A 23,223-nucleotide genomic window follows, 5' to 3' on the forward strand; every position below is an offset into this window, starting at 1 on the left:
GCGGGCGCCCGCCGACGTGACGTCGTACCCATCGACCATGATTCCGGACATGCATTCCGACGACACCGTCAGCCCACCCGACCTGCTGGAGCGGTTCCGAGACTGGGTCACGGCGCTTGATCCCGCGCTCACCAGCACCTTCGCGACCCTTGACGAGGCGTGGGGCTCGCCGTCGGTCGTCGGGCGATCCGCGAGCGTCAAGTTGGCGAAGACGCCACTCGGGCGGCTGATCGCCAGGTACGGCGACGCCGAGCTACGCGCGGTGGGGATCTGGGCGCAGTTGCGCCAGTCCGTCCAGTTGCATCCTCAGCGAACCGCCGCCGCCTGCCACCAGCTTGACCAGGTGATCGCCCAGGTGAGTCAGCGCCGGCTCGACTGGCGGGCCGAGGAGGTGGCGGTCCTCTGGCAGGCGGTCATCGCGATCGAGGAACAGCCCCCCTATCGCCTCGCTCCGCTCGTCGGCAACGCGCTCACCGCGACCGAGCGGCTCGACATCGCCGACCGCCGACCGTACGAGCAGGAGCTGCGGTGGGCCCTGCGCCGGCTGGAGCCGGTCAACGGCAGGTGGGGGATGCCCGATCCGGCCCGGGCGGAGGAGCTGCTGCTCTCCGTGGACGCGCGCCATCCGCTTGCCGACGTCACCGCGCTGCTCCCGGTCTCCGGCGACGGCTTCGCCGAACGGCTGCACGCCGAGCTGGCCGACCAGCTCACCGCGAACGGAATTCCCGGCTGCGTCCGGCACTGGAAGACCCGGGCACACACGTTCGAGATGGCTGGCTGGAAGGCCGACCGGGTGGAGCGGTACCGGACGGAGTGGCTCGCTCGGGCGCAGGAACTGCGGGCCGCCGCGCCCGGCTCCGACGACGTACTGCGCCAGGTGCTCGCCCACATCCCCACCCACCGGCTGTCCAGCCGGGACGGGCGTTCGGGTCCGAAGCCGGTCTTCCTGTCCGGCTTTACCGAGGTCACGCTGGTCGGCATGGTCTGGGCGGCCGAGCTGGTCGACGCCGACTGGGTGGTGCCGCTGCTCGTCGACATCGCGGGCACCTGTGCGACCAGCATGGGCGGCCCGCCCACGAACCTGCGCAGTTGGTTGTTGGCCAGGGCCGCCGCCGAGGTGCTGGCCAGGCGGCCGGAGAGCGCCGCGGACCAGGTCGCGCGGCTGTTGGGTGACGTCGCGGTCGCGGCCACCCTGGGCAGCACCGGCGCCGCCGACGGGATCCCGGAGAACGCGAAGCTCGCCCGGGAGGTGATCGAGATCCTGGCCGGGTGGTCGGGGGACGGCGCGGTCGGACAACTCGCCCGGATCCGGGCGAAGACCAAGCACAAGGGCATCATGAAGAAGCTGGTGGCGGCGCTCGACACCGTCGCCACACGCGCCGGGCTGACCCCGGACCAACTCCTGGAGCGTACGGTGCCCACGTTCGGCCTCGGCCCGGACGGCAGCCGGGCCGAGCGGGCGGGTGAGGTCCGGGTCGTACTCTCCCTCGACCCGACCGGTACGCCCACGCTGACGTTCGTCGGACCGGACGGAAAGCCACGTACGTCCGTTCCGGCGGCGGTCAAGAACGGCCACCCCGAGTTGGTCGTGGAGCTGCGCGGCACGCTCAAGGAGCTGAAGCAGGCGCTGCCGGTCGAGCGGGCCCGGATCGAGACCGCGCTGGCGGACGGACGGCGCTGGACGGCGGCACCCTGGCGGCGGTACTACCTCGATCATCCGGTGACCGGCGCGTTCGCCCGCGCGCTGATCTGGGAGTGTTCCGCCGATGGCGGGGTCACCTGGCGGTCCGGGCTGCCGGTACGGGATGGCGACGGATGGGCGCTGACCGGTGTCGACGGCGCGGCCGTGCCCGTCGACTCGGAGGCGGCGGTGCGGCTGTGGCATCCGGTCCGGGCCACCCTGGACGAGGTCCGCGCCTGGCGGGAGCGACTCTACGAGCTGGAGCTGCGGCAACCTTTCAAGCAGGCGTTCCGGGAGATCTACCTGCTCACCCCGGCCGAGGTGGGGACCGGCGGATACTCCAACCGGTTCGCCGCGCACATCCTGAAGTACGGGCAGGCCAAGGCGCTGCTGGCCGGCCGTGGGTGGTCCGGGTTGCAACTGGGCTACTACTCGGAAGACGGCGAGACGGGAGAGGCGGTCAAGGAGCTGACCGATGCCGACGTCGACACCCGGTGGCGCGCACGGTTCTTCGTCGACCTGGTCAACAACGCGGTGGCCGACGACTACGGACACGTGGGATATTGCGCGACCGACCAGGTCCGCTTCGACCGGTACGACGGTGCGGGCTGGGTGGCGGTGTCCCTGGTCGACGTGCCGCCGCTGCTGCTGTCGGAGGCCCTCCGGGATGTGGACCTGGCGGTGGGGGTCGCCTCGGTGGCGGCCGATCCGGAGTGGACCGACCGTGGCGAGGAGCGTTACCACGACTACTGGCGCGCGACCGGCTTCGGCACCCTCGACGAGTCGGCCCAGGTACGCCGGGAGGCGCTGGCCCGGCTGCTGCCCCGGTTGAAGATCGCCGACCGGGTGGAGTTGACCGACCGCTTCCTGCGGGTGCGCGGCTCGATGCGTAGCTACCGGATCCATCTCGGGTCGGGAAACATCCTCATGGAGCCCAACGACGCCTATCTCTGCATCGTGGCCGGCCGGCCCACCTCGACGGGCAAGCTGTTCCTGCCGTTCGAGGACGACCGGCTGAGCCTCGTGCTGAGCAAGGCGTTCCTGCTCGCCGACGATGCGAAGATCACCGACGAGACGATCCTGAGCCAGATCAAGGGGGCTGGCTGACGGCGGACTGCCCTCCGGCGTCCCCGGCCGTCGTGGTGACCGTCTCATCTCCGGTCCCTCCTGGCGTGGGCTCTGGATGCGGGGAACCGCCCCGGGAGTCGGGTGGGCCGGTACGGGAGGTCGTACCGGCCTGGGCGGTTCCCCGCGCGGTTCCGCCCGGGTGTTTGCCGCCCGCCGAACGGTTCCGCTGGTGACACTGTGGACCTAGAGTCACTACTCTAAGAAGGCAAACGGTCACGTAGTGATCAAAAACGTCGTCAGTGTGACCACTGTGGGTAATCCCATTCGACCTGTGAGGAGATGTGATGGGCAACGACGACCGCCTGCGGTTCCTGCTGGAGGAGTTGCGACTGGTCCGGGCGGCACGGGGCGTGACGCAGGACGACCTCGCCAAGCGGATCAAGTGGTCCTCCTCGACGGTCGCCATGGTGGAGACCGGCGCCCGCAAACCGCCGACCGGTTTCTGGGCTCTGGTGGACGACGCGTTGCAGACCGGTGGCACGTTCCAGCGGCTGGCGAATCAGTTGGGCACCCCACTGTGGAAGGTCGAGTGGGGTTCGGCCGAATCGAACGCCTCGGCGCTCCGCTCGTACGAGCCGCTGGTGGTGCCGGGGCTGTTGCAGACCGAGGCGTACGCCCGGGCGATCCTCGGTGACGCCGGCATGCTCCGGCAGGAGGAGGTCGAGCGCCACCTCGCCGACCGGCTGAAGCGGCAGGAGATCCTGACCCGGGAGAATCCCCCGCAGTTGTTCGCCGTGCTGGACGAAGGGGTGCTGCACCGCCCGGTCGGCGGGCCGACGGTGATGCGTGACCAGCTCCACGCGCTGGCCAAGGCGACCGAGGAGCCGCACATCTGGGTGCACGTCGTCCCGTTGACGGTCGGCGCGTACCCTGGGTTGAACGGCTCCTTCGTGGTGGCGGTCGATCCCGAGAACCGGCTCACCGGCTATCTGGACAACCAGCTGCACGGAGACGTGATCGACGGTGCCGAAGAGGTGGCGGCGCTGCAACTAGTTTGGGAAGCCGTTCGGGGGCAGGCACTCCCGCAAGGACAGTCAACCGACCTGATCATGAAGGTGGCGGAGACATGGATCTGACCGGCGCACAGTGGCGCAAGAGCAGCCGCAGCAGCGGAAACACCGGCAACTGCGTCGAGGTCGCGGACAACCTGCCCGGCATCGTCGGCGTCCGGGACAGCAAGGACCCCACCGGCCCGGCCCTGACCTTCGACCCCACCGCCTGGCGAGCCTTCGTCACCGAGGTCGCGGCCGGGCGGTAAGTCCGGTCGGGCCGCGGCGGCGGTCGGCCTCGCCGATGTGGCTGGCTCGGCCGCAGAGGCCCTACCCGATCCGCCCGTCGCTGGTTCGCTGGCGGCCTGCGTCCGCTCCGCCGGTGCCGATCGGTGCCCGGGTGAGGCGACGGGTGACCACACCCAGCAGATTCGCGGTGTAGAAGTAGCCGAGCTGCCGGGAGTCGGCGCCCGCCGGGTTGTCGCCGAGCGCCACCATCCGGCCCGCCGGCACGGTCTGCTCCGGCACCGACGCCAGCGCCGGCACCTCGTCCCGGGGTACCGGGTCTCCCGGGGCCGCCCGCAACCGCTTGATCATCCACAGCGGATAGTCGGGCGGCAGCGGACCAACCGGTCGGCCGGCGGCAACCACCACCACCTGCCCGGGACGGATGGCGGTGATCGGTGCCCGGCGGACCAGGACTCGGTCACCGTGCTGGAACGTCGGCTGCATGCTGGACCCCCGCACCGTCACCACCACGAGGCGACGGCGGGCCCACCACGCCGCCGCGGCCAGCGCGGCGACCACGGCACTCACGACAGTCACGACCATCACGGCACCACGACCATCACGGCACCACGTCCATCGGCCGTTCGGGCTCGGGCGCGTCGTCCTCACCGGTGTATCCGGCCGCCTGCAACCGGAACAGGGTCGCGTACGTGCCCTCCGCCGCCAGCAACTCCGGGTGGCGGCCCCGCTCCGTCACCACCCCGGCGTCGAGTACGACGATCGAATCGGCGTCGCGCACCGCGCCCAGGCGGTGCGAGATGAGCACACTGGTCCGACCCACCCGGTGCTGGCGCAGACCGGCGTGCACCTCGTACTCCGCCGCGGCGTCGAGCCCGGCGCTCGGCTCGTCCAGGATCATCAGGTCGCGCGCGTCCCGGACGAAGGCCCGGGCCAGCGCCAGTCGCTGCCACTGCCCGCCGGAGAGCACCACTCCGGTGCGGGGATCACTGCGGTCGGTCTCGGTCATGAACATCCGCGACAGCAGCGTGTCGTAGCCGTAGGGCAGGGCGACGAGGTCGGCGTGGATGCCGGCGCGGCGGGCCGCGAGGTGGATCCGGTCCGGGTCACCGATCCGCCCGACGTCGCCGATCCCGATGTTCTCGCCGGCGGACAGGTCGTACTCCACGAAGTCCTGGAACACGGCGGTGATCCGTTCCCTGAGCTGCCGGGGATCCAGCTCACGCAGGTCCACACCGTCCCACAGCACCGCACCCCGGGTCGGGTCGTAGAACCGGCAGAGCAGCTTGACCAGGGTGCTCTTACCGGCGCCGTTCCGGCCGACCAGCGCCGTCGAGGTGCCCGCCGGGATCGTCAGGTTGACACCGGACAGGACCCAGGGGTGGTCGTCGGAATAGCGGAACCACACGTCGCGCAACTCGATTCCGTGCCGCAGCGGCGGCACCGGGCGCGGCACGGACGGCGTCGGCAGGTCCGGCTCCGCGGTGAGCACCGCCCGGTAGTGGTCGATCAACAACAACCGCTGGTGCGCCCAGGCGAGAGCGCTGATCACGGTGCCCAGCGCGCCCTGCACCCCGGCGACGGCGAGGATGAACAGCGAGACGTCGCCGACCGACAGCGCCCGGGTGTGGGCGGAGCGGACGGCCCAGACCAGGCCACCGCCAGCCACCACGGCGGCGAGCACCGCGAGCCCGCCCTGGGCGAACAGCTCCCGCCGGTCGGTCGCGCGCCGGGCCCGGTCCGCGGTACGCCGTTCGGTCATCATCCGGGCCCGGAGGAAGGCCCCGGCGCCGAAGAGCCGGACCTCCTTCGCCGCCGCCACGCTGGTGAGCAGATCGTTGTAGAACAGCTCCCGGCGCTCGGCCGGGGTGATGTCAACCGTCATCCCCACCCGTCGCCGGGACAGGGCCAGTTCGGCGAGGAGCGTCGGCACCGCGGCGACGACCACGACCAACGCCATCACCGGACTCAGCAGCAGCAGCGAACCCAGGAAACCGGCCAGTACCAGCAGACCGCGGGCGACTGCCAGCTTGGCCTCGACGATCTCGGCGGGCGAGCGGACCGAGTCACCGGCGAGCCGGAGCCGGTCCAGGAAGTGCGGATCCTCGAACCGCCCGAGCCCGACGAGTCGGTCGACGGCGGCGTGCAGGCGTTCCATCCCCAGCCGGCTCGCCGCGCGGTCCACCTCGGCCCGCAGAAACTGCTCGAACTGTGGAAGCACTGCCACCAGGACACCGGTGAGCGCCAGCGCGGCACCCAGGATCACCAGTTCGGAGACCAGGGCGCCGCCGCCGACCCCGTCCAGGACGGCCCGGGTGAGCCAGGCGACCAGGACCGGGGCGACGCCACCGACGACGGCGGCCACCCCCAGCAGCAGCACCCCGCCACGGGCGGCGCCCCAGGCGAGGCCGGACGCCGTCGCGGCGGTGGCAAGCAGCGGGCGCCGCACCGGCCCGGTACCGGCGTCGTGGTGGACGCTGCCTGACGGCATCATGCGTGCGCCGCGACCGGAAGCTCGTCGAGCCGATGACCGCTGGCGGTAACCCGCCCCTGGCCGTCGAGCAGATAGACGGCGGGGAGCGCCTCGACCCCGAGGGCGGCGACCAGTCCCGGCGTACCGGGCGGTTGCCGGACCACGCGGGCGACCGGCGACAACATCTCGACGTACGGCTCGGCAGACGCCTGGTCCGCCTCCACCACCGCCAGCACAGCCGCCCGGCCCCGGTGCGCCGTCGCCGCCCGCTCGACGAACTCGGGCAGCAGCGCGTCACATGCGTCGCAACCGGGGCTGAAGAAGCCGACGAGCGTCTCGTCGGCGAGCGTGTCCCGCGACACCGGTTGGCCGTCGGTCGTGGTCGCGCTGAAGTCGGCCACGGTCGCGCCGACCGGCAGGATCCTCGCGTCGTCCCGGGGTGACTGCCGGGACAGCAGCTCGGTGTGCTCCCGCAGCCGTCGCACCACGCCGAGGGTCAGCAGGAGGTTGACCAGAGTGAGCAGTCCGATTAGCACGGTCGCGCTGACCAGCACGGGCATCCGGGGATCCCTTCGTCACGGTCGCGTCCGGGCCGGCACCGGCCCGGGCGCGAGGAGGTCTACGAGGTCGTCGAGGGTGAACGTGAGCAGGGCGAGCACGGCGGCGGCACCCCGCATGCCTTTCTCGTCGGGCCCGATGGCATCGACTGGGCGGGGCGGACGGGCCGGCGGGTACCGGGCGTCCGCCCCGACGTCAGTGGTCCGGGGTCAGCAGGTCCCGCAGCTGGCGCAGCGCCACGGCTCGCAGACGCCTCCGATGCAGTCGCGCACGCAGCGCTTCGAGTAGGTGCTGCTGCAATACATGCACGAGGTCTGCTGCGCGGCGGATGCGCTCATCTTCGGCACCACCAGGGACAGGACCTTGTCAGCGAGTCGTCCGATGCTCATCGGCTCTCCTCCATCAATGAGTGGGGGGAAATCGGGTGGCGACGCCACGCCGAGGCACGCCGTCCACCCGGGACAGTGTCGGACCCGACGCCATCGACTCTCGTCGGTCCGACGAGACAGCACGCTACGGCGGTCGGATCATCGCCACAAGCAGCGAATCCGCAGGTCAACGGCGGTTTCTACGGTGGGTCTACGGAATCTCTACGGCCGATCTCCCGGCCGCGTCGGCGACGGCCCGGCGGCCGCACCCGCCACCGACTCCGCCTCGGCGTCGTTACCCAACCGCCGCAGCAGGCGAACCGCCTGGTCGCGTACCTCGCCGGCCCGCGCCGGGTCGCCGGCGACCGCCAGCGCCTGGGCGAGCGTGCCGAGCACCCTCGCCTCGGCGTACCGGTGCTCGGCCCGGCGGTAGAGCTCGGCGGCCTCGGAGAGCCGGGCGACCGCCCGGTCCGGGTCGAGAGCGGCGAGGTCCAGCCGGCCGAGGGCGTGCAGCGCGAGCGCCTGCCCGTACAGCGAGTGGCCGGCCCGGCTCAGCGCCAGGCCATGGTCGAGGGTGAACCGGGCCGCCGGATGCCCCTGGTCTGCGTAGAGTCCGCCGAGATGACCGTAGAGGAAGGCGAGCTGGAGCTGGTCGGCGGTACGATCCGCGATCGCGATCGCCTCGGTGAAGGCCGCCTCGGCCCGGCCCGCCTCGCGCCGGTCCCGATGGATGACGCCGATCAGGCCGAGCGCCACGCTCCGGTCCCGCGGACTGTGCAGCTCGGCGGCGAGGGCCTGGGCGATCTGGGCGTCGCTCAGCGCCTCGCCGAGCCGGCCCTGCTGCCGGCGCAGGATGCTGAGCTGCTGCCAGACGTGCAGCACACCCAGGCGGTACCCGGCCTGGCGGGCAAGGCGGTAGCTGGTCGCCAGGCAGCGCAGCGCGGCCTGTTGCTCACCCCGGGTCCGGTGCACGGTCGCGCACAGATACCACGCGTCCGCCTCGCCGCGCCGCTCGCCGAGCCGGCGGAACAGCTCCCGTGCCGCCGTCGCGTGGTTGAGCTTGACCTCCACGTCCGACCCGGGCTTCGAGCTGAACAGGTCGGCCAGGTTCCGGCGCAGGACAGCCATCCCGAGCTCGTCGCCGGTGGCTTGACAGGCCGCCAGCGCCGTCTCGTGCGCACGCTGGCCGTCGTCGTACACGTTGCGTAGCTCGTAATAGCCGTGGGTGGCGGCGGCGAGGCGCCAGGCCGTGCCAGCCCGACCGGCCGCGGCGGCCTGGAGCACGGTCGCCAGCAGCGCCGGCTGTTCCGCCTCGAACCAGCCGAACGGATCACGCTCGGCGATCCGCCGGACCGGCTCCGGCACCGACCAGGTGGGCGCCGGTGCTTCGACGGCGGCGAGGGTCCGGGCCGGCGCGTGGCGGTCCGCGTACCGGGCCAGACTGAGCCAGCCGGCCAGTACCCGGTCGACCGCCGCCGCGCGCTCCGCGGCCGGCTCCTGTTCCGCGCGCTCCCGGGCGAAGAGCCGGACCAGGGAATGAAAGCGGTACCGGAGCTGTCCGCACCGGTCCACGCCGGCGTCATCGAGCAGACGCCGCGCCACCAGTACGCTCAGTGCGGCCTCGGCCGCCGCCAGTGGCAGGTCCGCAGCCGCCGCGGCCACCCACGCCGGTACGTCGGGCGCGTCGAACAGCGCCAGCCGGCGCAGAACCCGGTGCTCGGGATCGGCCATCCCGCACAGCCCGGAGCCGATGCTGGCCCGGACGTCGAGGTCGCCGACCCGGAGTTCGTCCAGGCGACGCCGCTCGTCGGTCAGCTGCTCTACGAACCAGGACAGCGGTGTCTGCGGGCTCGCCGCGACGCGCGCGGCCAGAATCCGGACCGCCAGCGGCAGGTGCCCACAGAGGCCGGTCAGATCCGTGGCCGCGGCCAGCTCGGCCCGGAACCGCTGCGCGCCGAGGCTCCGTTCGAGCAGGGCGAGCGCGGACTCCACCGGGAAGACGTCGAGGTTGAGCAGGTGCGCTCCGGCCAGCGCGGACAGTCGGGACCGGCTGGTCACCAGGACCGCGCAGCCGGAGCCGCCGGGCAGCAGCGGCCGTACCTGTCGCTCGTCGACGGCGTTCTCGAGGATGACCAGCAGCCGCCGGTTGGCGAGGTGGCTGCGGAACATCGCGACGCGCTCGTCGGTGTCCTTCGGAACCGACATCCCGGGTACGCCGAGCCCACGTAGGAAGGTGCCGAGCACGTCGGCGGGGCGTGCCGGCTCACTGTCGCCGCGCAGGTCGGCGTAGAGCTGGCCGTCGGGGTACGCCGGGCGTAGCCGGTGTGCCAGGTGCACCGCGAGCGTGCTCTTGCCGACACCTGCCCGGCCGCAGATCGCCACCACCCGTAGCGCCGTCTCCCCGGGCGTCCCGAGCCAGCGCTCGCAATCGGCCAGTTCGCGCTCGCGGCCGATGAAGTCCGCGATGTCGGCCGGCGTCTGCCATGGTCGACGCGGCTCCTCCAGCCGGGTCCCGGTTCGGTCCGGGTCGGCGACCCGAGGCCCGCGCGACGATTCGCCGGCTCGCCGTTGGGCGGCGTCGGCGGCCCTCGCGGACGGCGGGTGATCCTGCGGTTCGGGATCGCTCAGGCCGTCGGCGAGGATGTCCTGGTGAACGCGGCGTAGCTCGGGCCCCGGGTCGATGCCGAACTCACCGACCAGCCGCTGCCGGGCGTGCAGGTACGCGTTGAGGGCCTCCGCCCGCCGGCCGTCGGCGTACAGCGCGCGCATCCACTGCGCCACCACGCGTTCCCGACCCGGCTGCTCGGCCACCAGTTGCCGCAGTTCGCCGAGGATCTCGCGGTGCCGGCACAGGTGTAGGTCCGCCTCGATCCGGGCCTCGAGTGCGACCAGTCGGAGTTCCTCGAGACGCGCGACATAGGCCGCCAGCGACGGGCTGCGGGGCGTGTCCGGCAGCGCCGGGCCGGCCCAGAGCCCGAGCGCCTCGGCCAGGATCTGCCGGCCCTGCCACAACTTCCCGGCGTGTAGCGCCGCCCGCCCGTCGGCGCAGAGCCGTTCGAAGCGGTAGCTGTCGACCGCGTCCCGGGGCAGCGCGAAGTGGTAGCCGGTGCGGCGGCCGACCACGACCGCCGCGCCGTCGGGCCCGAACGCCCGGCGCAGGGACATCACGTACCCCCGCACCAGGGACCGGGCCGAGGTCGGCGCCGAGCCGGTCCACACCTCCGCCACCAGCCGATCCGGCGAGACGTCCGCGCCGCGGTGCAGCACCAGGGCGGCGAGCAGGGATCTCAGCCTCGCGCCGCGGACCGCGTGCCAGCTGTCCCCGTCCCACACCTCCATCACGCCGAGGCAGCGGCAGCGCAGGACCCCCTCAGGTACACCATCATTGATCAACGTCCACAGCGTAGCGGCGGGTGGGCACGCCCACCACAGCCGAGCCGCCACGTTGGTCAGCGCCGCGTTGGTCAGCGCCGCGTTGGTCGGCCGGGCTCAGCCGGCGGTCGGCAGCAGCAGGTCGGCGCGGATCGGGAAGTGGTCGCTGGCCCGCCGGGTCTGCTCGGTGTCCACCACGTCGTAGCCGAGCACGCTGATCCGGGGGTCGACGAAAAGCGCGTCGATCCGGTCGCGCGGCTGCGGGCACGGGTAGGTGAACCGGGACTCGCCGCCGGCCACCACGGCCGCGTCGGTGAGGCCGTCGGCGACGGTACGCCAGGCGCCGCCGCCCGAGTTCTCGTTCAGGTCCGCCCCGACCACCATCGGCAGCCGCGTCGCGGCCAGCTCCTGCTTGAAGAGCATCGCCTGACCGGGGCGCTCGGTCGGGTCGGTGGAGAGGTGCGAGCCGGCCAGGGCGAACCGGGACGCGCCGATCCCGCACTCGGCGAAGACCGCCCCGCGCATGTGCCGGCCCGGGGTCAGCGGAAACTGCCGGCACCAGCTCTGGTAGACCCGGACCCGGAGGCTGGTCAGCAGCAGGTTGCCCAGGGCCGGCAGGCCGCCGCCCGCGACCACCAGACCGAGCCGGTCGGCCAGGGCGGCGCACTTGTGCCGCCAGCGGAACCGGCGCGGCGCCTCCTGCACGATCACCACGTCCGGTTGCATCGCCCGGACCGCCTCGGCCAGCGCAGCGACGTCGTCACGCTGGCCGTGCACGTTGTAGGAGAGCACCCGGAGGCGCACCGATGCCGCCTCCCCGCCAGAGGACTGCTGCTGACCCACGCCCCGCACCCCTGCTCTGCTGTCCCAGCCCGGCTAGCGGCGCCGGGCCAGGTCGGCGGCGCCGACCATGCCGGCCGAGTTCCCCAGCTCGGCCGGGCGGATCTCGGCCACCGGAATCTTGGCACGCGCGGCGAGAGCCTCCGTGAACGACCGACGGGTCGGTCCCATCAGCAGGTCACCGGCCTCCACCACGCCGCCCCCGACCACCAGTACCTGCGGGTCGAGGATCTGCGCCATGTCGGCCAGCCCGATGCCGAGCCAGCGCCCGATCTGCGCGAAGGCCGTACCGGAGACCGGGTCGCCGGAGCGGGCGGCGGCGGTCACCATCGGGCCGCTGATCGCGTCGACGTCACCACCGGCCAGGTCGAGCAGGATGGTGGCCCGGGCCGGCTCCTGCCGGGCGCCCGCCCGGGCGAACCGGACCAGGGCGTTGCCGCTGGCGTACTGCTCGATGCAGCCGAGCCGGCCACAGCCGCAGACGTGCCCGTCCGGCACCGAGAGCATGTGCCCGAGTTCGGCGGCGATGCCGTGCGCGCCGCGCAGCAGCTCCCCGCCGAGCACGATGCCGCCGCCCACCCCGGTACCGATGGTGAACAGCACCATCGAGTCGTCGGCTTCCCGGGCCGCCCCGTAACGGAACTCGGCCCAGGCCGCGACGTTGGCGTCGTTCTCCACGATGACCGGCAGCCCGACGGCGTTGCCGACGTAGTCGCGCAGCGGCTCGTCCCGCCAGGCGATGTTCGGGGCGAACAGCACCGTCGACCGCTCGGCGTCGATCCAGCCGGCGGCACCGATGCCCACCGCGTCCACCTCGTGCTCGGCCGCCAACTCCTTGACGACCTCGACGATTGTGTCCCGGGTCCTGGCTACGTCCTCGGCGGGAGTGTCCCGGCGTATCTGCGCCCGCACCTCACCGTCGACGTCGACGACCCCGGCGGCCACCTTGGTACCCCCGACGTCGACTCCGATGGTCAGCGTCACCGAGCCGCTCCCCTCTGCCACACCGCACCTCGCGGTCACTGTCCCGCCACTGCCGCCGTACCGTGCCGTTCCCGCCCGGCGACCGGCGGACCCGTCCCGGCGGTCAGCCGTCCTCGCCGGGCGCGGCCTGCTCGCCGGAGCCGGTGGCGACCGGTCCCTCCGGGGTCCGCGACGCGGGCACCGGTGGTCGTCCGGTGGCCGCCGACGCGGCGGGCCGGGCCTGCTCCGCCCCGGCCGGGGTCGACCGGTCCGGACCGGCGGTCGTCCCGGTCTCCCGGGTTCCGGCCTCGGCACGGGTGGCGGCCGACCAGACGTCGTCCGGCTCGGCCGCTGGCCACGAATCATGCCTGGTACTGGTCGCCTCGCGCCACAGGGTGTCGCGCCACGGGCCCGGCGCGTCGGCCGACCGGGTCCCCGACGGGCCGGCGGAGCCGGTGGAACCCTCCGTGGCTCCCCCACTCCCGGCGCCCGGACCAGCCTCGGCGGTACGGCTCCGGGCGTCGTCCTCGGCGCCCTGACCAGCGCTGCCGGTCGGACCGCTGGCGACCGGCCCACTGCCTGCCGGGGCGGTGGCCGGGCCGCTGCCGGCCGGGCCGGTGCTGGACGCGCGGGTGGCGGCTGCCCAGGTGTCCCCGGTCGTGCCGTCGTCGGTCGCCGGCCCGGCGGTACGGGCCCCACCGGTGTGCCGCCCGGTGGGGCTGGTGACCGAGGAGAGGGCGCGCAGCAGGCTGGCCACTCCCGCCGCGAAGTCACCGGCGCCGGTGGCCAGCCGCTCGGCGAGTTCGGGACTCGGATCGCGCAGTGCGGCGATCGACCGGCAGACCGGGCAGACACAGCACTCGGGCTCGCCGGTGGCGAAACCGGCCCCGAACGGCGCTCCGGCCCCCGCCCCGCCCGGCTGCGGCGGCACCTCGCCGCTCGGCGGCGCCGTCGCGTCAGACGAGGGCATGTCAGACGAGGGCGTGTCAGACGAGGGCGTGTCGGACGGCGGCGGCACGGCGGTCGGCGGCGGCGTCGCATCAGACGGGGGCGTGTCGGACGGCGGCGGGACCTCGGGCGTCGGCGGCGGCGCGCTGTCGGTAGCTGGCGCGCTGTCGGTAGGTGGCGTGGTGGCAGTAGGTGGCGTGCCGGCAGTAGGTGGCGTGCCGGCAGTAGGCTCGGGCTCCGCCGTCGCGCCGTGCGGTCGGGCCGTGCGGGGCGGGTCGGCAGGGGCCGGCGCGGGGCCGTCCGTCGGCGGCGTATCCGAGCTGGTCGGTCCCGGCCGGGCCGGTCGGGGTACCACTCCGGTCTGGTCGAGTACGTCGGAGATCACCTGGCCGAGCGGGCCGAGGGCACCCGCCCGGTCCCGTGCCTCGGACGCGGCCGACCGGGCCATCGCGAGCGCGGCGGCGACCAGCCGCTCGGCCTCCTCCCGGGCGGAACCCGGATCGGACGCTCTCCCGTACGAACCACTGTCTCCCATGATCGGCTCCTCTACCCCCGCCCGCTTCGGGTGAGCCCGGCACCCCGCCCGGTGCCGTCAGCGCGTCCCGTCAAAAGTTTCCACCCGCCGCTTGAGCTGCGTCAGCGCGGCATCCATGATCATCTTCTCGGCCTTGCGCCGGAACATCCCCAGCATGCCGACCGACAGCTCGACCTCCAGGGTGTAGGTCACCGTCGAGGTGCCGTCCCCGTTGTCCTCGATGTCGTACGACCCGTTCTGGACCTTCTGCATCCGGGAGGGCTCCACCAGGTGCCACTCGATCCGCGAGATGTCCTCGGCGTACTCGTAGACCAGGGTGTATTCGTCGGTCATCACCGAGGCGTCGAGCACGAACCGGACCCGGGCCGGATAACCGTCCTCGTACTCCTCGACCACCTCGACCCGCTTCACCGCGTCGGCCCACTCGGGATAGCGCGGAAAATCGCAGATCACCGCCGTCACCCGGGACGGCGGCGCGGTGATCACGATGGACTGGGTGGAGGAATCCGCCATGCCCGGCAGGCTACCCCGCAGCGGGGTGACTCCGGCCGACCACCTCGACCCATTCGTTCCCACTCGACCCACCTGGCCGGGCGGTTCGGCCCGGTCGAAGGTAGGTTGCGGGTAGTCCGACCGGCCGAGCTGGCCGGCTCGATACGAGCACGAGGGAGTGCAGGTGCGCGAGTTCTCGGTTCCCCCGGCGGTCACGGTCGGGGACGCGGCCAACCTCACCGACCCGGTCTGGGACAACGCCGAGGAGGCCCCGGACAGCGTGCAGTTCATCCGGCGGGCCGTCGACGCCGCCGGCCGGCAGGACGGCTGGACCGACGTGACCTGCCGGCAGTTCCGCGACGAGGTGGTGGCGCTGGCCCGGGGGCTGATCGCCGCCGGGATCAACCCGGGCGACCGGGTCGGCCTGATGAGCCGCACCCGGTACGAGTGGACCCTGATCGACTATGCGATCTGGGCGGCCGGCGGGGTGACGGTGCCGATCTACGACACCTCCAGCCCCGAGCAGATCGCCTGGATCCTCTCCGACTCCGGGGCGGTGGCCTGCCTGCTGGAGACCAACGGGCACGCGATGGCGCTGGCCGGGGTCCGGGACCGGCTGCCCAAGCTGGAGCAGGTCTGGCAGATCGAGGTCGGCGGCATCGACGAACTGCTGACGCTCGGCGAGCGGGTCGACCCGGCCGAGGTCGACGTGCGGCGTACGGCGGTCAAGGCGGCCGACCTCGCCACCATCATCTACACCAGCGGCACCACCGGACGCCCCAAGGGCTGCGTACTGACCCACCGGAACCTGCTCTCCGACATCTGCAACGCCATCCCGGTGCTGCCGAACCTCTTCAACGAGGGCGCCTCGACACTGCTTTTCCTGCCGCTGGCCCACTCGTTCGCCCGGCTGATCCAGATCGGCACGGTCCGGGCCCGGGCCACGGTGGCGCACAGCGCCGACGTGAAGAACCTGGTGGGCGAGTTGAAGGATGTCAAGCCCAGCTTCGTGCTCTCGGTACCCCGGGTCTTCGAGAAGGTCTACACCGGGGCGGTGCAGAAGGCGACCGACGAGGGCAAGGGCAAGATCTTCGCCAGCGCCGAGCAGGTGGCGATCGCGTACAGCCAGGCCCTGGACACCCCGTCCGGACCCGGCCTGGGCCTGCGGCTGCGGCACCGGGTCTTCGACCGGCTGGTCTACCGCAAGCTCCGGGCCGCGCTCGGCGGGCGCTGCGAGAACGCGATCTCCGGCGGAGCGCCGCTCGGCGCCCGGCTCGGACACTTCTTCCGGGGCGTCGGGGTGCTGGTCCACGAGGGGTACGGCCTGACCGAGACCTCCCCGGCGGTGGCGGTGAACCTGCCCGGCGCCATCCGGATCGGCACCGTCGGCCGGCCCCTGCCCGGGGTGACCATCCGGATCGCCGACGACGGGGAGATCCTGATCAAGGGTGACGTGGTCTTCCAGGGCTACTGGAACAACCCGGAGGCGACCGCCGAGGTACTCACCCCGGACGGCTGGTTCCACAGCGGTGACCTGGGCGAACTCGACAACGACGGCTACCTCCGCATCACCGGGCGGAAGAAGGAGATCATCGTCACGGCGAACGGCAAGAACGTCGCCCCGGCGGTGCTGGAGGACGCCATCCGGGCGCACCGGCTGGTCAGCCAGTGCATGGTGGTCGGCGATCGGCGGCCGTTCGTCGCCGCGCTGGTCACCGTCGACGAGGAGGCGCTGCCGGCCTGGCTGCGCGAGCACGGCCGCCCGGACGGTACTCCGGTCGGGGAACTCCGGGACGACCCGGAACTGCGCGCCGAGATCCAGCGGGCCGTGGACGAGGCGAACCAGGCGGTGTCCCGGGCCGAGTCGGTCCGGGAGTTCCGGATCCTGCCCCGGGACTTCACCGAGGCGACCGGCGAGTTGACTCCGTCGATGAAGGTCAAGCGGAACGTCGTGGAGAAGACATACTCGGCGGACATCGCCGAGATATACGGCAACTGACTACCATCCGTCAGGTGCCCGCCTCGACCTCCGGCCTTCCCCGTCCGCACCCGCTCGCGGCGGCGGCGCGGGTCGTCATGCTCGCGCTCGTCGCGGTTCTCACCCTGATCGCCACCCGGGAGCCGGGGCAACTCCGCTGGGTCGCCCTGCTCGCCGTCGCCGGCATCCCGGCGGTGGTCGCCCCCGGGCACCGGATACTCGCCCCGCTGGGCCGGTTCGCCGAGGTCGTCCTGGTGGGGCTGGCCGCCGGCCAGGTCGCGGCGGCAGCGAACATCGGTACCCCGATGCCCGGGGTCGGTGCGTCGGCGATCCTGCCCTACCTCGCCGTACCGCTCACCGCGGCGGCCTTGCAGCGGCGGATCCGGGAGGGCATCGGGCTGATCGTGGCGACCGCGGTGACGCTGGTGGTCAGCGGCGTCCTCACCGCCGGGGGCGGCGGGCCACAGATCAGCCAGGTCGGCTACCTGACCGTGGCGACCCAGTGGGTGATCCTGGCCGCGCTCGGGCTCTTCGCGGCGGGTTCGCTGCAACGGATCATCCAGGCGCGCGGCGAGAGCCGGCCGCAGCCGTACACCGAGGCGACTCGACTGCTAACCCAGTTGCGCAGCGTCGCTCGACAACTACCCGGAGCCACTCTCGACCCGGGGAGCATCTCCGAGCACCTGATCGAGGAGTTGCGCGGGGTCACCCGGGCGGACCGGGCGGCGGTGCTCTCCGCCAGCGGCGGCGGCCGGCTGGTCGTACTCGCCCAGGCCGGGGTGGACCGGGTCGACTGGGAGACGACGCTCGACGCCGACTCGGCGATCGCCGACGCCTGGGCCAGTCAGCAGCCCCAGACGGCACACCGGTCACAGGCCCGTTCGCACTCGGGCGGTGACGTGTCGGCGCTGGTCGTACCGCTGGTCGCCGGGGTACGCACGGTGGGCCTGGTCACCCTGGAGGCCGACGTCTCGGGGGCGTACCCCCCGCCGGTGGTGGCCCGGGTGACCGCGCTGACCCGACCGGCGGCGCTGCGGTTGGAGGCCGCACTGCTCTTCGACGAGGTACGCTCGCTCGCCACCAACGAGGAGCGGCAGCGTCTGGCTCGGGAGATCCACGACGGGGTGGCCCAGGAGTTGGTGATGGTCGGCTACGGCATCGACAACGCCCTGGCCAGCCTCCCCGAGGAGGCCAAGGAGACCGGCGAGGAGCTGCGTACGCTGCGCGGCGAGGTGACCCGGGTGATCACCGAGCTGCGGCTGAGCCTCTTCGAGCTGCGCAGCGAGGTCGACCGGCACGGCGGGCTCGCCGCCGCCATCGCCGAGTACGCCCGCACCGTCGGCGCCTCCGCCGGTCTGCGGGTGCACTACACCCTCGACGAGTCCACCGCCCGGCTGCCGGCGGCCACCGAGGCGGAGCTGCTGCGCATCGCGCAGGAGGCGATCACCAACGCCCGCAAGCACGCCGGAGCGTCGAACCTTTGGGTCACCTGTGCCGTGGACCCCCCATTCGCCCAGATTGAAGTGTCGGATGATGGTCAGGGCATCGCTGACCAGCGGCCCGATGGCAGGTATGGTCTTGCGATCATGGCGGAGAGGGCGGAACGTATCCGGGGCCGGCTAGAGATCAGTCCGCGACACCCCAGCGGCACGACGGTGGCAGTGGTGCTCGGAACCTCGTCCCGGCGCGATAACGTGCGCGATAGCGTCACCGCATCAGAAGGGGAGTAACCCGAGCATGACCACCAGCCCCACACCGACCACTCGGACCAAGGTCCTGCTCGTCGACGATCACGACCTGATCCGTAAGGGCCTGCGGCACGCGTTCGAGCGGGACCGGCAGTTCGAGGTCGTCGGCGAGGCCGCCACCGCCGCCGAGGGGGTCCGCCAGGCCGGCGCCCTGCAACCCGATGTAGTGATCATGGATCTGCGCCTTCCCGACGGCAGCGGACTGGAGGCGACCCGGGCGCTGCGCAAGTCCAGCGCCACCATGGGCATCGTGGTGCTCACCATGTACGCGGGCGACGACCAGCTCTTCGGCGCCCTCGAAGCCGGTGCGAGCGCCTTCGTGCCGAAGACCGCCCCCGCCGACGAGGTCGTCGCCGCCGCCCGGCACGCGGCCTCCTCGCCGAGCGCGTTCACCGCCGCCGACCTGGCCGAAGCGATGAAGCGCCGGCTCGCCCCGTCCGGCCCGCAGCTCTCGCCCCGGGAGGGGCAGGTGCTCCGCCTGCTGGCCGACGGGATGAGCGTCGCCGGCATCGCCAAGCAGCTCTTCGTCAGCGAGTCGACGGCCAAGACGCACATCTCCAAGCTCTACGAGAAGCTCGGTGCCGCCAACCGGGCCCAGGCCCTGATGACCGCGCTCCGGCTGGGCCTGCTCGAAGCGCCGGACGCCCCGAAGTTCTGACCGTAGGCCGGTGGGGTCGCCGGGCCGGATGCGAGCGGCACAGCCGCTGGTGTCCCCAGGCCCGGCGACCCGCCCGGCACGAGTGGGCAGCCAGGGACGGTGGTCAGTTCGACGGGTTGGGTACCCGGGCGGGGATCGACCGGCCGGTCATCCGGCGGAACGCCAGGTAGGTCTCGCAGCCCAGGCAGAGCCCGAACGCCCCGTTGAGGAAGGCGGCGGCCAGGGCCAGGCACGACACGACCAGCCCCAGCCAGGTGACGCCGGAGAGATAACCGGCGGCGGCGACGAGCATGAAGCCCAGCCCGAGAAGCTGGGCGAAGCGTACCGGCGCCACGGGTTCCAGCTCGGCGGGGCGGGCCAACCGAGGCGCCACGACGGCCCGGAACAGCAGGCCGTACGGGCTGCGGCGCGGGTCGACAGCGCCGATCGCGAAGACCACCGCCTGGGCCAGGGCCAGCCAACCGGAGCCGGTGAGCAGGACGACGACCAGGACGAGCGTGGTGACGGCCGCGGCGAAGCGCGGTCCACGGGGGTCGAGCAACATGTTTCACCTCGGTGGGCAGGGACGGCGCCTGGTCGTCGACCACGGCGCTCGTCGGACGTGGGCGCGGGGGTTTGCCGCTGGTCGTGGGCGTGCTCAGTACCGGAGGTACCCGGGCGGACGGCGGGAGCCGACGGCCCGGCGCCAGGCCGGTACGGCCACCCGAACCCTCCCGGCGGCCCGCCGGGTCATGACGGTCTCCGGCCGAGCAGTGGCGCCACCGCCGCGAGGAGCTGGGCCCTGGCCGGTACTCCGGCGGCACGCTGGACGATCCGCCCGTCGGCGTCGACCACCAGCACCGTGGGGGTACGCCAGATGCCCAGGGCCCGCACCGCCGGCAACTGACTCGCCGCGTCGACCTCGACGTGCCGTACCCCGTCGAGAGTGCCGCTGACGTCGGCCAGGATCTGTCGGGTGGCCCGGCACGGCGCGCAGAACGCCGACGAGAACTGGAGCAGGGTGGCCGGGGCGCCCGGCCGGACCCCGAGCGCGGCCAGCAGTCCGGGGTCGACCGGCAGCCCGCCGGCGGCACCCGGCGCGGAACCGTCGCCACCCGCGGGGTCGGCTCCCGGGTCACCAGCCGGGACGAGAAGGCCGCCCGACGGGAGCGCGAAGCCGGCCCGGGCGAGCCGGCCGGCGGTCGACTGCCGCCGGAGTCGTCCGTCGCGGCGGCGGCGCCACAGGCCGAAGCCGGTAGCCAGCAGCAAGGTGGCCACCACCGCGACGGAACCGCTCAGTGCGGCGTTCTGCACGACTACAGACTGCCACGCCAGGGCGTCGATGACCATCATTGTGTTTGCCACGTGTTCCGGGCAAGGGTCCGCCGCCTGCCGAGCACCGAATCCCGGTCAGCCGGTCAGCAGCTCCGTGCACCGGATCCCGGTCAGCCGGTCAGCAGCTCCGTCATCCGCCGCGCCTGCCGCTCCCAGCGCCACTCCCGCTCGACCCAGGCGCGGCCGGCGGCACCCATCCGGCGGGCCAGCTCCGGGTCGGCGAGCAGGGTTGCCACCCGGTCGGCGAGCTGGTCGACCGCCCGGCCGTCGACGACGTAACCGGTCTCGCCCTCCCGGACCGCGTCCGGGGCGCCGCCGGAGTTTCCGGCCACCACCGGCAGCCCGGTCGCGGACGCCTCCAGATAGACGATGCCCAGGCCCTCGACGTCCAGCCCGCCGTTGCGGGTCCGGCACGGCATCGCGTAGACGTTCCCGGCGGCATAGTATGCCGGCAGTTCGGCGGTCGGCACCGAACCGGTGAAGACCACATCGTCGGCGACCCCGGCCCGGCGGGCGAGCCTCTCCAGCGCCCCCCGGTACGGCCCGCCGCCGACCACCAGCAGCGCCGCCCCCGGCACCCGGCGACGGATCTCCGGCAGCGCCCGGATCAGCGCGTCCTGCCCCTTGCGCCGTACCAGCCGGGAGACGCAGACCACCACCGGCCGGTCGGCCAGCCCGTGTCGGGCCCGCATCCCGGCGCCGTCCACGTCCGGGTGGTAGACGTCCACGTCCACCCCGGGAGCCAGCCGGCGCAGCTCGGTGCGACCGCGCAGCACCCGGTCCAGCCGGACGCGGGTGTATTCCCCCAGGTAGGTGGTGACGTCGACGCCGTCACCGATCCGGCACAGCGCCGCACGGGCGCCCGGCAGCGCCGCCCAGCCGACCTCGTGACCGTGCGTCTGGGCGACCACGCGGCCGATACCGGCCCGGCGGCGCAGCCCGGCGGCGAGCAGCCCCAACGGGGCCGCCGCACCAAACCAGACTGTGTCGCAGTCGTACGCCCGGGCCAGCTCCGCCGCCCGCCGCGCGACGTTTGGGGTCGGCAGCAGCACCCCGGTCGACTCGCGGACCACCTCGAACGGCTGGTCGGCGTCGAACTTGTCGGCGCCGCGCCAGGTGGAGGCGTAGACCACGACCGATCCGGCCGGTTGCCGGACCGCGAGTCCGTGCACGAAGGACTGGATCCCACCGGGGCGCGGCGGAAAGTCGTTGGTGACGAGTAGGGTCCTGGTCAACCGCCGGCTCCTCGGGCGTACGCGCGGGCTGCGGCCATGCGCTCCACTGTGGATGGGTGACTCGCCCGGTAGAGGTATTCCCACCGGGGCGGATCGGGGTCGGCGAGGTTGACGCTGGAGAGCCGCCGCTGCATCGCCTCGAAGGAGGCCGGGTCGCCGGTCAGCGCCAGGGCGTGTGCGTCGGCCCGCGCCTCGACCTGCCGGGAGACCCATGCCTGGGCCGGCGCCGCCACCAGACCGGCCACCGTCACCAGGGCGAGCAGCAGCGGAAACGCCCGTGGCTCGGCCACCGAGTCGACCCCGGCGGCCCGCAGCAGCGCACCCGACGAGCCGAGCAGATAGAGCGCGACGACCGCCGCCGCCGCGCCGAGCGCACCGGTGAGGGTGCCGGCCAGCACGTCCCGGTCCTTGGCGTGGCCCAACTCGTGCGCGACCACACTGGCCACCTCGGCGGGCGGCGCCTCGCGCAGCAGGGTGTCGTAGACGACGATCCGCCGGGTCGGACCGAACCCGGAGACGTACGCGTTGACCGCCCGGGTCCGCCGCGACGCGTCCGCGACCAGCACGTCCTTCACTGGTACGCCGTCGGTGTCGGCCAGCGCCATCAACTCGGTACGCAGCGGCCCTGGCTCCATCGGGGTGAACCGGTTGAAGATCGGCTCCACCAGCACCGGAAGGATGAAGGAGAGGAGCGTGACCAGCACCGCCGCGCCGGCTGCCCCGAACGCCCACCACCACCTCGGGGCCAGTCGGATCACCGTGTAGAAGCCGAGCAGCGCCACCGCGCCGATCACGGCGCTGACCGCGTAGGACTTGAGCAGGTCGACGGTCCACCCGCCCCAGCCCTGGGTGGAGAGCCCGTAGCGGGCCACCACCGCGTGCCGCCAGGCGGCGAACGGCAGGGTTACCAGGTCGGCCACCAGCACCACGCCCAGGCCACCGAGCACGGCCTGGGCGATCCAGTTGTCGCCGAAGGGGCGCCCGACCAGGGCGATCAGCTTCGCGCCGAGCGGGGTGAGGCCGAGCAGCAGGGCGACCACCAGCCCGACGGCCAGCGCACCGTAGCCGCCCGGGCGCAGCGCGGCGGCGAAGGCCCTGCCCCGAGCCACGTCGGCCGGATCCAGCTCGTCCAGCGCGGCGAGCTGGTCGGCGCGGGGCGCGGGCGGACGGTGCCACGGCACCAGCAGCGCCGTGGCGACGACGAGCAGCACCACGAGGGCGACGAGGGTCAGCCCGGCCCAGGCACGCGGCGTCATGCCGTCGCCCGTACCCGCTCGGTCATCCGATCCGCCCTTCGCCAGCCCGATCGCGCGGCCAATCCTATGCCGGACCGCCCGTCGGAATCCCGCTGGCGGCCGGACTACGCGACCCGGCGGCGTCGGCGCCGGTTGGCGAGCCGCAGCGGCGCCGAGACCGGGGCGTCCAGGATCTCGACGTCGAAGCCGGCCCGGGTGAAGACCTCGATCGCGTGCATCTCGTCGGCGGTCAGCGCGGCCTGCCCGGGTGGCTGGTCCAGCAGGGCACTCACCAGGCACCCGGAACAGGCCGCACCCCGCAGGGTGCAACCGTCGCAGTCGATGAGCATCTGCTCACTCCTCAAAGCAGCGGGAGACGGCGGTTGTCGTGACGCGGCCACCGTCCGTGACATCGACGCTAGAACAGGGGTACGACAAAACCTCCGTTGCCGCCCAACGCCC

Annotated in this window: 20 protein-coding genes; 6 read left to right on the top strand and 14 right to left on the bottom strand. The window is 73.1% G+C overall.

Annotated features, from left to right (window positions below; all coding sequences use genetic code 11):
* Positions 1-49: 49 nt before the first annotated feature.
* The 3 genes from Pma05_RS10510 to Pma05_RS10520 all read left to right on the top strand — a co-directional run bounded on the left by Pma05_RS10510 (position 50) and on the right by Pma05_RS10520 (position 4,067).
* Complete coding sequence (locus tag Pma05_RS10510; protein WP_203857157.1) at positions 50-2,788, top strand: DUF4132 domain-containing protein; 2,739 nt, start codon at positions 50-52, stop codon at positions 2,786-2,788.
* A gap of 305 nt (positions 2,789-3,093) precedes the next feature.
* A complete protein-coding gene (locus Pma05_RS10515; RefSeq protein WP_203857158.1) occupies positions 3,094-3,885 on the top strand; it encodes a helix-turn-helix domain-containing protein in 792 nt (263 codons plus the stop codon).
* Positions 3,876-4,067, top strand: coding sequence for a DUF397 domain-containing protein (locus Pma05_RS10520; protein ID WP_203857159.1), 192 nt, complete (start codon positions 3,876-3,878; stop codon positions 4,065-4,067). The genes Pma05_RS10515 and Pma05_RS10520 overlap by 10 nt, the downstream gene beginning before the upstream one ends.
* A 61-nt stretch (positions 4,068-4,128) precedes the next feature.
* Here the strand turns inward: Pma05_RS10520 and Pma05_RS10525 are convergent, their stop codons facing one another.
* From Pma05_RS10525 to Pma05_RS10565, 9 genes are all read right to left on the bottom strand, one after another.
* Entirely contained in the window at positions 4,129-4,623 is a 495-nt protein-coding gene (locus Pma05_RS10525) for a S26 family signal peptidase (protein WP_372441450.1), read from the bottom strand.
* Positions 4,624-4,645: 22 nt separating this feature from the next.
* Positions 4,646-6,538, bottom strand: a complete 1,893-nt coding sequence (locus tag Pma05_RS10530) for an ABC transporter ATP-binding protein (RefSeq protein ID WP_239312140.1) — start codon at positions 6,536-6,538, stop codon at positions 4,646-4,648.
* Positions 6,535-7,077, bottom strand: a complete 543-nt coding sequence (locus Pma05_RS10535) for a TlpA family protein disulfide reductase (RefSeq protein ID WP_203857161.1) — start codon at positions 7,075-7,077, stop codon at positions 6,535-6,537. Before Pma05_RS10535 ends, Pma05_RS10530 begins: the two co-directional genes overlap by 4 nt.
* Before the next feature lie 207 nt (positions 7,078-7,284).
* A complete protein-coding gene (locus Pma05_RS10540) occupies positions 7,285-7,464 on the bottom strand; it encodes a hypothetical protein (RefSeq protein ID WP_203857162.1) in 180 nt (59 codons plus the stop codon).
* Between the two features lie 201 nt (positions 7,465-7,665).
* A complete protein-coding gene (locus Pma05_RS10545) occupies positions 7,666-10,836 on the bottom strand; it encodes an AfsR/SARP family transcriptional regulator (protein ID WP_203857163.1) in 3,171 nt (1,056 codons plus the stop codon).
* Between the two features lie 96 nt (positions 10,837-10,932).
* Complete coding sequence (locus tag Pma05_RS10550; protein ID WP_239312143.1) at positions 10,933-11,658, bottom strand: endonuclease/exonuclease/phosphatase family protein; 726 nt, start codon at positions 11,656-11,658, stop codon at positions 10,933-10,935.
* Positions 11,659-11,691: 33 nt separating this feature from the next.
* On the bottom strand, positions 11,692-12,639 hold the full coding sequence (locus tag Pma05_RS10555) for an ROK family glucokinase (RefSeq protein WP_203857164.1): 948 nt from the start codon (positions 12,637-12,639) through the stop codon (positions 11,692-11,694).
* 103 nt (positions 12,640-12,742) lie between these two features.
* On the bottom strand, positions 12,743-14,101 hold the full coding sequence (locus Pma05_RS43960; RefSeq protein WP_239312146.1) for a hypothetical protein: 1,359 nt from the start codon (positions 14,099-14,101) through the stop codon (positions 12,743-12,745).
* Positions 14,102-14,158: 57 nt separating this feature from the next.
* On the bottom strand, positions 14,159-14,614 hold the full coding sequence (locus tag Pma05_RS10565; RefSeq protein WP_203857165.1) for an SRPBCC family protein: 456 nt from the start codon (positions 14,612-14,614) through the stop codon (positions 14,159-14,161).
* Positions 14,615-14,777: 163 nt separating this feature from the next.
* Here Pma05_RS10565 and Pma05_RS10570 point away from each other — a divergent pair, with 163 nt between their 5' ends.
* Genes Pma05_RS10570 through Pma05_RS10580 form a run of 3 tightly spaced genes read left to right on the top strand, consistent with a single transcriptional unit; the run spans position 14,778 to position 18,977 of the window.
* On the top strand, positions 14,778-16,592 hold the full coding sequence (locus Pma05_RS10570; protein WP_203857166.1) for an AMP-dependent synthetase/ligase: 1,815 nt from the start codon (positions 14,778-14,780) through the stop codon (positions 16,590-16,592).
* Positions 16,593-16,606: 14 nt separating this feature from the next.
* Positions 16,607-18,301: a sensor histidine kinase gene (locus Pma05_RS10575; protein ID WP_203857167.1), complete on the top strand. Its 1,695-nt coding sequence runs from the start codon at positions 16,607-16,609 to the stop codon at positions 18,299-18,301.
* A gap of 7 nt (positions 18,302-18,308) precedes the next feature.
* A complete protein-coding gene (locus Pma05_RS10580) occupies positions 18,309-18,977 on the top strand; it encodes a response regulator transcription factor (RefSeq protein ID WP_130460771.1) in 669 nt (222 codons plus the stop codon).
* 103 nt (positions 18,978-19,080) lie between these two features.
* On the opposite strand, the gene Pma05_RS10585 is transcribed toward Pma05_RS10580, so the two are convergent.
* The 5 genes from Pma05_RS10585 to Pma05_RS10605 form a co-directional block, all read right to left on the bottom strand.
* A complete protein-coding gene (locus Pma05_RS10585; protein ID WP_203857168.1) occupies positions 19,081-19,521 on the bottom strand; it encodes a DUF4395 domain-containing protein in 441 nt (146 codons plus the stop codon).
* Positions 19,522-19,706: 185 nt separating this feature from the next.
* Positions 19,707-20,270 (bottom strand): TlpA family protein disulfide reductase, encoded by a 564-nt coding sequence (locus tag Pma05_RS10590; RefSeq protein ID WP_239312149.1) that lies wholly within the window; start codon positions 20,268-20,270, stop codon positions 19,707-19,709.
* A gap of 131 nt (positions 20,271-20,401) precedes the next feature.
* Entirely contained in the window at positions 20,402-21,526 is a 1,125-nt protein-coding gene (locus Pma05_RS10595; RefSeq protein WP_203857169.1) for a glycosyltransferase family 4 protein, read from the bottom strand.
* The gene (locus tag Pma05_RS10600) at positions 21,523-22,782 is read right to left on the bottom strand and encodes a M48 family metallopeptidase (protein ID WP_203857170.1); all 1,260 of its coding nucleotides are present in this window, start codon (positions 22,780-22,782) and stop codon (positions 21,523-21,525) included. Before Pma05_RS10600 ends, Pma05_RS10595 begins: the two co-directional genes overlap by 4 nt.
* Before the next feature lie 104 nt (positions 22,783-22,886).
* The gene (locus Pma05_RS10605; RefSeq protein WP_203857171.1) at positions 22,887-23,111 is read right to left on the bottom strand and encodes a hypothetical protein; all 225 of its coding nucleotides are present in this window, start codon (positions 23,109-23,111) and stop codon (positions 22,887-22,889) included.
* Positions 23,112-23,223: the final 112 nt, after the last annotated feature.

Origin of the sequence: Plantactinospora mayteni (assembly GCF_016862935.1) — a bacterium.
GTDB lineage: Bacteria > Actinomycetota > Actinomycetes > Mycobacteriales > Micromonosporaceae > Plantactinospora > Plantactinospora mayteni.

Excerpts from the sequence above, each read along its gene's own strand:
- Pma05_RS10510 (WP_203857157.1), top strand. The coding sequence starts at position 50 with ATGCATTCCGACGACACCGTCAGCCCACCCGACCTGCTGGAGCGGTTC.
- Pma05_RS10515 (WP_203857158.1), top strand. The coding sequence starts at position 3,094 with ATGGGCAACGACGACCGCCTGCGGTTCCTGCTGGAGGAGTTGCGACTG.
- Pma05_RS10520 (WP_203857159.1), top strand. The coding sequence starts at position 3,876 with ATGGATCTGACCGGCGCACAGTGGCGCAAGAGCAGCCGCAGCAGCGGA.
- Pma05_RS10530 (WP_239312140.1), bottom strand. The coding sequence starts at position 6,538 with ATGATGCCGTCAGGCAGCGTCCACCACGACGCCGGTACCGGGCCGGTG.
- Pma05_RS10535 (WP_203857161.1), bottom strand. The coding sequence starts at position 7,077 with ATGCCCGTGCTGGTCAGCGCGACCGTGCTAATCGGACTGCTCACTCTG.
- Pma05_RS10540 (WP_203857162.1), bottom strand. The coding sequence starts at position 7,464 with ATGAGCATCGGACGACTCGCTGACAAGGTCCTGTCCCTGGTGGTGCCG.
- Pma05_RS43960 (WP_239312146.1), bottom strand. The coding sequence starts at position 14,101 with ATGGGAGACAGTGGTTCGTACGGGAGAGCGTCCGATCCGGGTTCCGCC.
- Pma05_RS10565 (WP_203857165.1), bottom strand. The coding sequence starts at position 14,614 with ATGGCGGATTCCTCCACCCAGTCCATCGTGATCACCGCGCCGCCGTCC.
- Pma05_RS10580 (WP_130460771.1), top strand. The coding sequence starts at position 18,309 with ATGACCACCAGCCCCACACCGACCACTCGGACCAAGGTCCTGCTCGTC.
- Pma05_RS10585 (WP_203857168.1), bottom strand. The coding sequence starts at position 19,521 with ATGTTGCTCGACCCCCGTGGACCGCGCTTCGCCGCGGCCGTCACCACG.
- Pma05_RS10600 (WP_203857170.1), bottom strand. The coding sequence starts at position 22,782 with ATGACGCCGCGTGCCTGGGCCGGGCTGACCCTCGTCGCCCTCGTGGTG.
- Pma05_RS10605 (WP_203857171.1), bottom strand. The coding sequence starts at position 23,111 with ATGCTCATCGACTGCGACGGTTGCACCCTGCGGGGTGCGGCCTGTTCC.